10 protein-coding genes are annotated in these 12601 nt (G+C 66.4%); 7 read left to right on the top strand and 3 right to left on the bottom strand.

All coding sequences use genetic code 11. The annotated features are described in order from the left end of the window. The first annotated feature begins 141 nt into the window (after positions 1-141). The 5 genes from ACXAID_RS08640 to ACXAID_RS08620 all read left to right on the top strand — a co-directional run bounded on the left by ACXAID_RS08640 (position 142) and on the right by ACXAID_RS08620 (position 5786). Positions 142-870 (top strand): TetR/AcrR family transcriptional regulator, encoded by a 729-nt coding sequence (locus ACXAID_RS08640; protein WP_475021787.1) that lies wholly within the window; start codon positions 142-144, stop codon positions 868-870. Positions 871-988: 118 nt separating this feature from the next. Next, positions 989-2512 carry a flavin-containing monooxygenase gene (locus ACXAID_RS08635; protein WP_475021786.1) on the top strand — a complete coding sequence of 508 codons (1524 nt, stop codon included), beginning with the start codon at positions 989-991 and terminating at the stop codon, positions 2510-2512. A gap of 128 nt (positions 2513-2640) precedes the next feature. Further along, positions 2641-3615, top strand: a complete 975-nt coding sequence (gene nrdF / locus ACXAID_RS08630; protein ID WP_475021785.1) for a class 1b ribonucleoside-diphosphate reductase subunit beta — start codon at positions 2641-2643, stop codon at positions 3613-3615. Positions 3616-3924: 309 nt separating this feature from the next. After that, a complete protein-coding gene (locus tag ACXAID_RS08625; RefSeq protein ID WP_475021784.1) occupies positions 3925-5139 on the top strand; it encodes a cytochrome P450 in 1215 nt (404 codons plus the stop codon). Beyond that, on the top strand, positions 5136-5786 hold the full coding sequence (locus tag ACXAID_RS08620; protein WP_475021783.1) for a TetR/AcrR family transcriptional regulator: 651 nt from the start codon (positions 5136-5138) through the stop codon (positions 5784-5786). The genes ACXAID_RS08625 and ACXAID_RS08620 overlap by 4 nt, the downstream gene beginning before the upstream one ends. Positions 5787-5855: 69 nt before the next feature. Here the strand turns inward: ACXAID_RS08620 and ACXAID_RS08615 are convergent, their stop codons facing one another. After that, positions 5856-6902 (bottom strand): NAD(P)-dependent alcohol dehydrogenase, encoded by a 1047-nt coding sequence (locus tag ACXAID_RS08615; RefSeq protein ID WP_475021782.1) that lies wholly within the window; start codon positions 6900-6902, stop codon positions 5856-5858. Positions 6903-7019: 117 nt separating this feature from the next. Beyond that, positions 7020-8135 (bottom strand): iron-siderophore ABC transporter substrate-binding protein, encoded by a 1116-nt coding sequence (locus ACXAID_RS08610; protein WP_475021781.1) that lies wholly within the window; start codon positions 8133-8135, stop codon positions 7020-7022. Between the two features lie 219 nt (positions 8136-8354). On the opposite strand from ACXAID_RS08610, the gene ctaD reads away from it, so the two are divergent. Together ctaD and serB are read left to right on the top strand one after the other, a co-directional pair. Further along, a complete protein-coding gene (ctaD, locus tag ACXAID_RS08605; RefSeq protein WP_475021821.1) occupies positions 8355-10100 on the top strand; it encodes an aa3-type cytochrome oxidase subunit I in 1746 nt (581 codons plus the stop codon). Positions 10101-10206: 106 nt separating this feature from the next. Next, complete coding sequence (serB, locus tag ACXAID_RS08600) at positions 10207-11445, top strand: phosphoserine phosphatase SerB (RefSeq protein ID WP_475021820.1); 1239 nt, start codon at positions 10207-10209, stop codon at positions 11443-11445. A gap of 3 nt (positions 11446-11448) precedes the next feature. On the opposite strand, the gene ACXAID_RS08595 is transcribed toward serB, so the two are convergent. Then, positions 11449-12601: aminotransferase-like domain-containing protein (locus ACXAID_RS08595; protein WP_475021780.1), on the bottom strand; the 1153-nt coding region annotated here is incomplete at its 5' end.

The following is a 12601-nucleotide window of genomic DNA, read 5'->3' as shown; positions in this document are numbered from 1 at the left end:
TTGAGCGGTTGTCGCTGCAGATAGTACCCAAAGTGCACGACGGCATCGCGGTGGGCGAACGTGCCTGCTCAGGGCCCTGGGTTGGGCCCCGCCGGTGCGGTCTGGCCAGGTCAGCGGCGCCCGAACAGGTACAGTGGCCGGGTGCGTCGAGGCTCTGCGGAGGAATCGGGTGTCAAGGTGGATGCCCGCAGCGAGCGCTGGCGCGAGCATCGCAAGAAGGTGCGTTCGGAGATCGTCGACGCCGCGTTCCGGGCCATCGACCGGCTGGGGCCCGAGGTGTCGCTGCGCGAGATCGCCGAGGAGGCGGGTACCGCCAAACCGAAGATCTACCGGCACTTCACCGACAAGTCGGACCTGTTCCAGGCGATCGGCCAGCGGATGCGTGACATGCTGTGGAGCGCCATCTTCCCGGCGATCGACGTTGCCAACGACCCCGCCCGCGCGATCATCCACCGCGCCGTCGAGCAGTACGTCCGGCTGGTCGACGAGCACCCCAACGTGGTGCGCTTCCTGATGCAGGGCCGCTTCGCCGAGCAGAGCGAGTCCACGATGCGGGCGCTGAACGAGGGCCGTGACATCACCCTGGCCATGGCGGACATGTTCAACAACGAGCTTCGGGAGATGGAGCTGGACGGCGCGGCGTTCGAGATGGCGGCGTTCGCCACGTTCGGCGCGGCGGCCTCGGCGACCGACTGGTGGCTGGGCTCCGAGCAGGACAGTCCGCGACGGCTTCCGTCGGAGAAGTTCGTCGAGTATCTGACGACCATCATGATGGGCTCGATCAACGGCACCAGTGAGGTGCTCGGTGTCCAGATCGACCCGGATCTGCCATTGCACGAGGGCGTCCGGCGGCACGAGCACGTCGCCTGACCCGTTTGCGCCGAACTCGCATTCCAGCAGCAGGAGTGCGAGAGCGGGCCTGCTGGAATGCCGTTTCGGCGGGAATCGGGACTAAACGGTACCGGCGTTCCCAGGTACAGTCGGAGGCATGACCCTCGCTGACCAGGCCGCCGACGCTGCGGCGACCCACGACGCCGGGGACCGCACCCCGGTGCGGACCCGCGCGCTGATCATCGGGTCCGGGTTCTCCGGGCTGGGGATGGGCATCGAGCTGCAGCGTCGCGGCGTGGAGTTCCTGATCCTGGAGAAGGCCGACGAGATCGGCGGCACGTGGCGCGATAACACCTATCCCGGATGCGCATGCGACATCCCGTCGCACATGTACTCATTCTCCTTCGAGCCCAAGCCCGACTGGACCCACATGTGGTCCTTCCAGCCCGAGATCCAGGACTACCTGCTCGGCGTCACCGACAAGTACGGTCTGCGCGACCACATCCGTTTCGGCGCCTGTGTCGAACGCGCCCAGTGGGACGACGACGAACAGCGCTGGCACGTCTACACCACCGACGGCGGCGAGTACGTCGCGCAGTTCCTCATCTCAGGGGCCGGTGGCCTGCATATCCCGCTGATCCCGGAGTTCGACGGTCTCGACGACTACCTCGCCGGCGACGGTGCGGCGTTCCACTCCGCGCGTTGGGATCACGGCGTCGACATCGCCGGGAAACGGGTCGCGGTCATCGGCACCGGTGCCAGCGCCATCCAGATCGTCCCCGAGATCGTCGGCGACGTGGCCGCGCTGCAGCTCTACCAGCGCACCCCGGCGTGGGTGATGCCGCGGCCCAACAATCCCATCCCCGAGGGTCTGCGCCGGGTGTTCAGCAACGTGCCCGGCACCCGCGCGGCGATGCGCGCCGGAATCTACTGGGTGCACGAGGTGGTCGGGTTCGCGATGACCAAACAGCCGCGGCTGCTCAAGATCGGCGAACTGCTCGGAAGGTGGAACATCCGGCACTCGATCAAGGACCGCGAACTGCGCCGCAAGCTCACCCCGGACTACCGGGCCGGCTGCAAGCGAATCCTCAACTCCGACACCTACTACCGCGGAATCGCCGACCCGAGGACCGAGGTCATCACCGAGGGCATCGCCCGGTTCACCCCGACCGGCATCGTCACCGCCGACGGCCGCGAGCGACCCGTCGACGTGGTGGTGTTCGCGACCGGCTTCCACGTCACCGACTCCTACACCTACGTCGACATCAAGGGTCCCGGCGGTGAAGACCTGGTCGACCGCTGGAACTCCGAGGGGATCGAGGCGCTGCGGGGCATCACCGTGGCGGGCATGCCCAACCTGTTCTTCCTGCTCGGTCCCAACACGGCGCTGGGGCACAACTCGGTGGTGTTCATGATCGAATCGCAGATCCGCTACGCCGCCGCGGCGATCGCGGCGGTGGACCGGGCCGGTGCTCAGGCGCTGGCCCCGACGCGCCAGGCTCAGGACCGCTACAACGACGAACTTCAGCACGACCTGCGTGGCACAGTGTGGAGCACCGGCGGCTGCCGTAGCTGGTATCTCGACGAGCACGGTGTCAACCGGACCCTGTGGAGCGGGATGACGTGGCAGTACTGGTTGGCGACCCGGCGGTTCAAGGCTTCCGAGTACGCCTTCGACTGAAAAACTCGCGCGACACGCCAACACAAGATGTTGCGTGGTGATGCCTAGTGAGCCACCACAAGTTGTAGTGTCGGTGGCGGCCTGTACAACAGCTAGAGCAGGCGAAAATCCGGCGAAATGAGGTCCTGGTGTCCGAGGGAATTAAGCTGATCGACCGCGTCTCTGCGATCAACTGGAACCGCCTCCAGGACGACAAGGACGGCGAGGTCTGGGATCGCCTCACCGGTAACTTCTGGCTGCCCGAGAAGGTGCCGGTGTCCAACGACATCCCGTCCTGGAACACGCTGACTCCGCATGAGAAGGAACTCACGATGCGGGTGTTCACCGGGCTCACACTGTTGGACACCATCCAGGGCACGGTCGGTGCGGTCAGCCTGATTCCCGATGCGCTGACCCCGCACGAGGAGGCGGTGTACACCAACATCGCGTTCATGGAGTCCGTGCACGCCAAGAGCTACAGCTCGATCTTCTCGACGCTGTGTTCCACCGTCGAGATCGACGAGGCGTTCCGCTGGTCGGAGGAGAATCCGAACCTGCAGCGCAAGGCCGAGATCGTGATGCGCTACTACAAGGGCGACGAACCGCTCAAGCGCAAGGTGGCCTCCACGCTGCTGGAGAGTTTCCTGTTCTACTCGGGGTTCTACCTGCCGATGTACTGGAGCAGCCGGGCCAAGCTGACCAACACCGCCGACGTGATCCGGCTGATCATCCGTGACGAGGCGGTGCACGGCTACTACATCGGCTACAAGTATCAGCGCGGATTGGCGATGGCGGACGAGGCGACCCGCCAGGAACTCAAGGACTACACCTACGAGCTGCTCTTCGAGCTCTACGACAACGAGGTCGAGTACACCCAGGACCTCTACGACGGGGTCGGCCTGACCGAGGACGTCAAGAAGTTCCTGCGCTACAACGCCAACAAGGCGTTGATGAACCTCGGCTACGAGGCGCTGTTCCCGCGCGACGAGACCGACGTCAACCCGGCGATCCTGTCGGCGTTGAGCCCCAACGCCGACGAGAACCACGACTTCTTCTCCGGCTCGGGGTCGAGCTACGTCATCGGCAAGGCCGTCAACACCGAAGACGAGGACTGGGACTTCTGAAACTGCCGGCGGCACTCGCGTAGGGGGCTGGCTCGATCGTGCCCACATTCTTGCCGACAATGTACTGAGTATTTGGAGTCACCAGGGGCATCAACAGCTTTGAAAAATTCCAGCCCACGCACCTTTTTACGCTAGTGACCGCACCCGTGTGCACAACCACGACTCAGATACCGCGAGCGATCCCGTCGGGACCGTCGCAGGCTCACTGAGACTTCTGCCCACATCGACTGCCGGGGCGCTGACATGGCAGCAGATGCAACATAGGACAATATTGGAAGTTTGTTGTGCCGCGGCGTAGCGTCGGGCTGCATGACGACCCTGGGCTCGTTGGATATCGAGGGAATCGACTTCGCGTTCGACGATCTGCCGGATCTGCATGCTGTGCTGGCCCGGCTTCGCGAACGTAAGCCGTATGCGATAGTGCCGTTCGCCGGCACTCGCGCCGTCCTGCTCTTGACCGATGAACTGGTTCGTGCAGCATTCCGCGACGAAACGACGTTTCCCGCTGCGCCTGTTTACGCGATGACGACGGAGCCGGTGTTCGGTACGACGGTGCTGAACATGTCGGGTAGTCGGCACCGGGCCAGCCGCGCGTTGGTATCGGCCCCTTTGCGCCGTGGGCGGGTGCAGGCTTGTGTGGAACCGGTGATCGAGCCGGTGGTCACTGAGCTCATCGATGCGTTTGTCTCTCGAGGGTCGGCTGATCTGGTAGTCGAATTCACCCAACGGTTTTCACTGTTGATCATCAGCCGCCTGCTGGGCATTCCGGTCGACGACGAAACGCGAATCCAACACTGGGCCAAGGCAATGATCGAGTACGCCTTCAATCCGGCGGCGGCGATCGACAGCGCACAAGAGTTCACTGAGTATGTCAGGCCGCTGCTGGCCGAGCGGCGACGCGAACCAGGTGGTGACATGATCTCGATGCTCGTCACCGAGTTGGGCGACGACGGTGAATTCCTCAACGACGAAGAGATTCTCACGTTCTTGCGCATGCTCTTCCCGCTCGGGGCGGACACGACGACCTACGCTCTGGGCAACGTACTGTCGGCACTGCTGAACCATCCCGGTCAACTCAGGCTGCTGCAATCAGATCCACAGCGATACCTGCAGGCCGCCATCTGGGAGGGCGCCCGCTGGGAACCAGCTGTGGGACTGTTGCCACGCGCGTGCCCCACCGAAACCACGTGGCACGGCATCCACATCCCAGCTCTCACACCAATGATATTCGCCATCAACGCCGCTCACCGCGACCCGGCGATATACCCGAGGCCCGACGAATTCGACATCACCCGAAACCTGATGCCACCGCTCTCGTTCGGACAGGGGCCTCACAGCTGCATCGGCAACTGGCTGGCCAATACCGAACTCCTTGTTGCGCTCGATTCGCTGATCACGCGGCTGCCCGACCTCGCCTTGGACCCCGAACACGTTGATCTGTCGATGATTACCAGCCAAGTCGGTACCACCCTGCGTGGACCCACTGCCCTCCACGTGACATTCACCCCGGGCCAGTGGCAATGACGCAACGCAAGGCGCGGCTCACCGACAATCCATCGCGACCAACCCCGTGGGGTGAGCGTCCGCCCCGCGACGACGATGAAGCGAGAACACGTCTACTCGATGCTGCTGAAAGGTGCTACGAGCGCCGCGGCGTCGCGGGCACCACCGTCGACGACATCGCCAAAGAAGCCATGGTGCATCGAACAACGGTGTACCGCTACTTCGGAACACGCGACGACGTCTTGGCCTTCGTGATGCTGCGGGAAACGACCGCAGTGATCGACATCGCCGAAACCGCACTGGCTCAAAGCGGCCCATTCGGTGAACGACTCCTCAACGCTCTCGATGACACACTGGACACGGTCGAGCAGTCTCGTTGGCTGAGCGTGTTGTTCTCTACGGAAAGCCTGCAGATGACGTTCTCTGCAGCAGCATCGAGTGTCTTCCGAGACCAAATCCGCGACGTGTTGCGACCACATGCCATTACCGCCAAGAAAAATGGCGAACTACGCGAAGAACTCGACCCCGACGCCGCCGCTGACTGGTTGGTGCGCATCGCGCAGATGCTGCTGATGGAAAACATGACAGGCGCGAACGATACGGCCGCCGATCGGAGGACAGTCCTTGGGGAGTTCGTCATCCCCGGCCTACTCAACCCCAGGCCCTGAGCACACTGAGACCGTCATTCTTCATGATCAAAATGTCTCGCTGGGTCGGCTCGCCGGCCCGAGGTTCGGCTACCGCAGCGAAGCCGTGTCGATGACGAACCGGTAGCGCACGTCGCTGGCGATCACCCGCTCGTAGGCCTCGTTGACGTAGTCCGGCTCGATCACCTCGATCTCGGGGGCGACGTCGTGCTCGGCGCAGAAGTCCAGCATCTCCTGGGTTTCGGCGATACCGCCGATCAACGATCCGGCCAGCCGGCGCCGCCCGAAGATCAGCGCGCCCGGCGGCACCTCCATCGGCCGTTCGGGCATGCCGAGCTCGACGAGCGTGCCGTCGAGTGTCAGCAGACCGAGGTAGTCGCCCATGTCGAGGTTGGCCGACACGGTGTTGACGATCAGATCGAACGAGCCCCTGAGCTTCTTGAAGGTGCTCCGGTCGCTGGTGGCGTAGTACGCGGAGGCGCCGAGGCGCAGGCCGTCCTCCATTTTCTTGAGCGATTGGCTGAGCACGGTGACCTCGGCGCCCATCGCGACGGCCAGTTTGACCGCGAGATGGCCCAGGCCGCCCAGACCGATGACGGCGACGCGGGTGCCCGGCCCGGCGTTCCAGTGCCGCAGCGGCGAGTAGGTGGTGATGCCCGCGCACAGCAGGGGAGCGGCCGCATCGAGGCCGATGGCGTCGGGGACGCGCAGCACATAGTTCTCGTCGACGACGATGGCGCCGCTGTAGCCGCCCTGGGTGGGCTGTCCGTCGGCGCCGACGCCGTTGTAGGTGCCGACCATGCCCGGGTTGTTGCAGTACTGCTCCTCGCCGGCCAGGCAGAACTCACACTCGCGGCACGAGTCGACGAAGCAGCCGACCCCGACACGGTCACCGACGCTGAACTTCGTCACCTCGGAGCCGACCTCGGTCACGACACCGGCGATCTCGTGCCCCGGCACCATGGGATAGCTCACCTTGCCCCACTCGCCGCGCACGGTGTGGATGTCGGAGTGGCAGATCCCGGCGAAGTGGATGTCGAAGGCCACGTCGTGCGGCCCCACCGCGCGGCGGGTGATGGTCGTCTTGGTCAGCGGTTCGGTGGCAGAGGTCGCGGCGTAGGCGGAAACGGTGCTCATCAAGTCCTCTTGTCGTCTCACGGTTGCACGGAAGATGCCGCGACGGTGCGGCCCAATGCAGAGCCAACGAAGGAGAGGGCGGGGTTAGTCCCGAAGTGCGGTGTGACGCTCGACGCGTCAGTTGATCGGTGCGTTGACCAACTTCAGGTCGGCGAGGATCCCGCGGGCCGCCACGATGCCCTGGCCCGACTGCCACACCGCGTTGTTCACCGCGAACACCCGGTCGTCCTGGGCGGCCGACAACCGCTTCCAGGCGTCGCTGCGCATGACCTTGGCGCCGCGCTGTTTGGCCTCCTCGGAGGCGAACGACACGTACACCAGGTCACCGTCGACGCTGGACAGGTCCGCACCGTCGGCCATGTCGGCCTCGGAGATCCCGATCTCCTCGTAGGGCTTGTCGGTGAAACGCTGGCTCGCGGGCCGGTCCACACCGACCTGGGCGAGCACGCTGCCGGCGAAGTTGTCCACCCCGAACACCCGCAGCGTGGAGTCGGTGAACTGCACGATCGACGCCTGGAAGTGCTGGGCGTCGCTTTCGGCTCCGGTGGTCTCGGCCGCCCGGGCGAAGTCCTCGATCAGCGCGTCGGCTGCGCCGGGCCGCCCGGTCGCGGCGCCCGCCGTGCGCAGGGTGTCCTGCCAGGCCGCCCCGGCGGGTCCGGTGAACACCGTCGGCGCGATCTCGGCCAATTCGGGATGGTCGGAGGGGGTCAGCGCCGACGAACCGAGGATCATGTCGGGATCGGCGTCCCGGATCGCCGTGAAGTCGGGGTCGGTGCGGCTGCCGGCCCCGGGCAGCTCGTGGATGACGGTGCCCAGATAGGACGGCTGCGCCGCCGAGCCGTCCGGAAGCGCCGCGGCCACGATCCGCGACTGCAGCCCGAGGGCGCACAGCCCGTCGAGTTCGGGCCCGGAGAGCACCACGATGCGTTGCGGATCGGCCGGCACCAGGGTGGTCTCCGGCACCGGCGGCTCCACGGCGTGGGCGGTCGCATTGCGGACCTCGCGTTCCGGTGGGCCTTCGTCGAGTGGCGCCGGATCGGGGGCACACGACTCGTCGGGCCTGCGATCGTTGCCCAGGACACCCGCGCCGGCGATCCTGGTGGTGCTGGTGATGATGGAATCGTCCGGCGGCGGCCCGTCGCTACCACAACCGGACAGCACCGACACACCGGCGAGGGCCCCGAGCGTGAACAGCGCCACCCGCCTGCCCGCCCGCGCTCGGTTGAACAGCACGTCGCCGACGGTAACACCCTGCGGATTCGACACAGCTCAGGCGCTGTGCGGAGCTGTCGGCCGGGGCGACGCGGCAGTGGACGGGAGGCGAATACGACAGTTTGTAGGACCACCCCGACCCCGCCGGGGTTCGGGAGCTAGGATTCATACCGAACACCGGGATCCGGCGGCTGGCCCGTCATGCCGCCCCGGGACTACACGGCAAGGTTGGAGGATCTGTTGGTAGCCGAAGCGCCCCCAATCGGAGAACTTGAGTCGCGGCGTCCGTTCCCGGCGCGGCTGGGTCCCAAGGGCAACCTGATCTACAAGCTGGTCACCACCACCGATCACAAGCTGATCGGCATCATGTACTGCGTCGCGTGCTTCGCCTTCTTCCTCATCGGCGGGCTGATGGCGCTGTTCATCCGCACCGAGCTGGCGGTGCCCGGCCTGCAGTTCCTGTCCAACGAGCAGTACAACCAGCTGTTCACCATGCACGGCACGGTGATGCTGCTGTTCTACGCCACTCCGATCGTGTTCGGGTTCGCCAACCTGGTGCTGCCGCTGCAGATCGGCGCCCCGGACGTGGCCTTCCCCCGGCTCAACGCCTTCTCGTTCTGGCTGTTCCTGTTCGGCGCGCTGATCGCCACCGCCGGCTTCATCACCCCCGGCGGTGCTGCCGACTTCGGCTGGACGGCCTACTCGCCGCTGACCGATGCCATCCATTCTCCGGGCGCCGGCGGTGACCTGTGGATCATGGGTCTGGCGGTCGGCGGTCTGGGCACCATCCTGGGCGGCGTCAACATGATCACCACGGTGGTCTGCATGCGCGCGCCGGGCATGACGATGTTCCGGATGCCGATCTTCACCTGGAACATCCTGGTGACCTCGATCCTGGTGCTGCTGGCCTTCCCGCTGCTGACCGCCGCCCTGTTCGGCCTGGCCGCCGACCGTCACCTCGGCGCCCACGTCTACGACCCGGCCAACGGCGGAGTGTTGTTGTGGCAGCACCTGTTCTGGTTCTTCGGCCACCCCGAGGTGTACATCATCGCGTTGCCGTTCTTCGGCATCGTCAGCGAGATCTTCCCGGTGTTCAGCCGCAAACCGATCTTCGGCTACACCACGCTGATCTACGCGACGCTGGGCATCGCCGCGCTGTCGGTGGCGGTGTGGGCCCACCACATGTACGCCACCGGTGCGGTGCTGCTGCCGTTCTTCTCGTTCATGACGTTCCTGATCGCGGTACCGACCGGGATCAAGTTCTTCAACTGGATAGGCACCATGTGGAAGGGGCAGTTGACCTTCGAGACACCGATGCTGTTCAGCGTGGGCTTCATCGTGACGTTCCTGCTCGGCGGCCTCTCGGGCGTGCTGCTGGCCAGCCCGCCGCTGGACTTCCACGTCACCGACAGCTACTTCGTCATCGCGCACTTCCATTACGTGCTGTTCGGCACTATCGTGTTCGCGACCTATGCCGGGATCTACTTCTGGTTCCCGAAGATGACCGGCCGGTTGCTCGACGAGCGCCTGGGCAAGCTGCACTTCTGGCTGACGTTCATCGGGTTCCACACCACGTTCCTGGTGCAGCACTGGCTGGGCAACGAGGGCATGCCGCGCCGCTACGCCGACTACCTGCCCACCGACGGCTTCACGACGCTGAACATCGTGTCGACGATCGGCGCGTTCATCCTGGGCGCCTCGACGTTGCCGTTCCTGTGGAACATCTTCAAGAGCTGGCGTTACGGCGAGCCGGTGACCGTCGATGACCCGTGGGGTTACGGCAACTCGCTGGAGTGGGCCACCAGCTGCCCGCCGCCGCGGCACAACTTCACCGAGCTGCCGCGGATCCGTTCCGAGCGTCCGGCCTTCGAGCTGCACTACCCGCACATGGTCGAGCGGATGCGCCGCGAGGCCCACGTCGGGCGTTCGCACGGACCCGATGACGGCGACGTGACCCGGCTCGACGAAGAGAACGTCCGTACCTAGTCCGCACCCGACGCAGCCGCCGCAGCGTAGACGTCGCGGCGGCACCGGAGAGGTGAGCACATCGCAAGAGTGGAATGGTGACTCCGCGCGCGAGCACTCAGCCGATCTGTTCGGCTCCTCGCGCCAGCGCTCGTCGCTACTGATCACGGTCACCGGCCATGATCAACCGGGCGTCACCTCGGCACTGTTCGGGGTGCTGTCCCGGCACCGGGTCGAGCTGCTGAACGTCGAGCAGGTCGTCATCCGGGGGCGGCTGACTCTCGGTGTCCTGGTGGCCGCGGCCGACGAGGTCGCGTCCGGCGCCGAATTCCCCGCCGAGGTCGAGGCGGCGATCCACGGGGTGGGGCTCGACGTCAGCATCGAGCGCAGCGACGGCCTGCCGGTGATGCAGGAGCCCTCCACCCACACCATCGTGGTCCTGGGACGGCCGATCACCGCGGAGTCGTTCGGCGTGGTCGCCCGCGAAGCGGCCGCTCTCGGGGTGAACATCGACTTCATCCGGGGGGTGTCGGACTATCCGGTGACCGGGCTCGAGCTGCGGGTGTCGGTGCCGCCCGGCGTCTACGACCGGTTGCAGGCGGTGCTGGCCCGGGTCGCGGTCGACGAAAGCGTCGACATCGCGGTCGAGGACTACAGCCTGTCCCGACGCGCCAAGCGGCTCATCGTCTTCGACGTGGACTCCACGTTGATCCAGGGTGAGGTCATCGAGATGCTCGCCGCGCACGCCGGCGCGGAGGCGGCGGTGGCACAGGTGACCGAGGCCGCGATGCGGGGCGAGATCGACTTCGCCGAGTCCCTGCACCGGCGGGTGGAAACGCTCGCCGGTCTGCCGGCCGAGGTGCTCGACGAGGTGGCCGACCAGATCGAGCTCACCCCCGGAGCGCGGACCACGCTGCGCACCCTGCGGCGACTGGGCTACCACTGCGGCATCGTCTCGGGCGGGTTCCGCCAGGTCATCGAGCCGCTCGCGCATGAGTTGATGATGGACTTCGTCGCGGCCAACGAACTGGAGATCGTCGACGGCAAGCTCACCGGCCGGGTGATCGGGGCCGTCGTGGACCGGCCGGGCAAGGCCAAGGCGTTGCGCGACTTCGCCCAGCAGGCCGGTGTGCCGATGGAGCAGACCGTGGCCGTCGGAGACGGCGCCAACGACATCGACATGCTTGCGGCCGCGGGCCTGGGGGTGGCGTTCAACGCCAAGCCCGCGCTGCGTGAGGTGGCCGACGCGTCGCTGAGCCATCCCTACCTGGACACCGTGCTGTTCGTGCTGGGGGTGACCCGCGGTGAGATCGAGGCCGCCGACGCCCTCGACGGGGTGGTGCGCCGGGTGGAGATCCCCGAGTAGCCGTCACACGACGACGGTCGTGGGCTCCGGTCCAGCCAGTCCGGTGACGCTGCGCCAGGCGCGCGTCAGCAGTGCGACCGCTTCGACGAGCTGTGGTTCCGGCAGCGTGAACGGCACCCGGATGAACCGCTCCAGAGTGCCGTCGACTCCGAAGCGTGGCCCGGGCGGGATCTCCAGACCGATCCGGGATGCGGCCGCTGACAGTGCGGAGCTCATCGGCGCCGGGAGCCGCACCCACAGCGACAGGCCGCCCTTTCCGGGGCTGGGTTGCCAGTCCGGCAGTTGTTCGGCGAGCAGCTCGAGCAGCAGTGCCCGCCGGGCCCGCAGGATCTCCCGACGCTCCGGCAGGAGCTCTGACTCGGCTGCGAGCAGCCTTGCCGCGGCCACCTGTTCGAGGATGGCGGTGCCCATGTCGATCGCCGGGCGCATGGCCGCCATGGTGGCCAGGGTGCTGCGCTCGGCCCGGATCCAGCCGATCCGCAGGCCGCCCCAGAACGATTTCGACATCGAGCCCACGGTGAGTACCAGGTCATGGCGGCGGGTCATCGCGGTGGCGAAGGGTGCCGGCACCGGTTCGTCGAGCCACATGTCGGTGATCGTCTCGTCGACGATCGTGCGGGTGCGGGTCTCGGTGATGACGCGCGCCAGGCGCCTGCGGTCGCTCTCGGGCATCGTCAGGCCGGTCGGGTTGTGATTGTCGGGGATCAGATAGGCCAGGCCGGGGGCCAGTTGGCGGGCAGCAGCCTCCAGCGTGTCGATCTCCCAGCCTTCGGCGGTCATCGCCACCGGTACGGGGCGCAGTCCCCGGGTGGCCATGGGGGACAGGGCGCCGTGGTAGGTGGGCTGTTCCACGAGCACCCGGTCGTCGGGCTGGGTGTAGGTCGCCAGGACCAACCCGATGGCCTGCAGTGCGCCGCTGGTCACCATGATCTCATCGGGTTCGGTGGGAAGGCCTCGCGCACAGTATCTTTCGGCGATCGCGCTGCGTAGCGCCGGCACGCCCAGCAGTTCGACACCGATGTCGTGCAGAAACGGGGTCACCAGCTGGGCCGCCTCGGTGAAAGCGCGCGAGACCGCTGTGGCGGGTGCGGCCAGCGTGGCGGCAGCCAGGTTGGCGGCGGCAAGATGGGGGGCCGGCTCGTTCGCGGCTCCCGGC

The sequence above is a fragment of the Mycobacterium sp. ABE4_509 genome (assembly GCF_056160785.1).
This window is presented reverse-complemented; position numbering and strand designations above follow the sequence as displayed.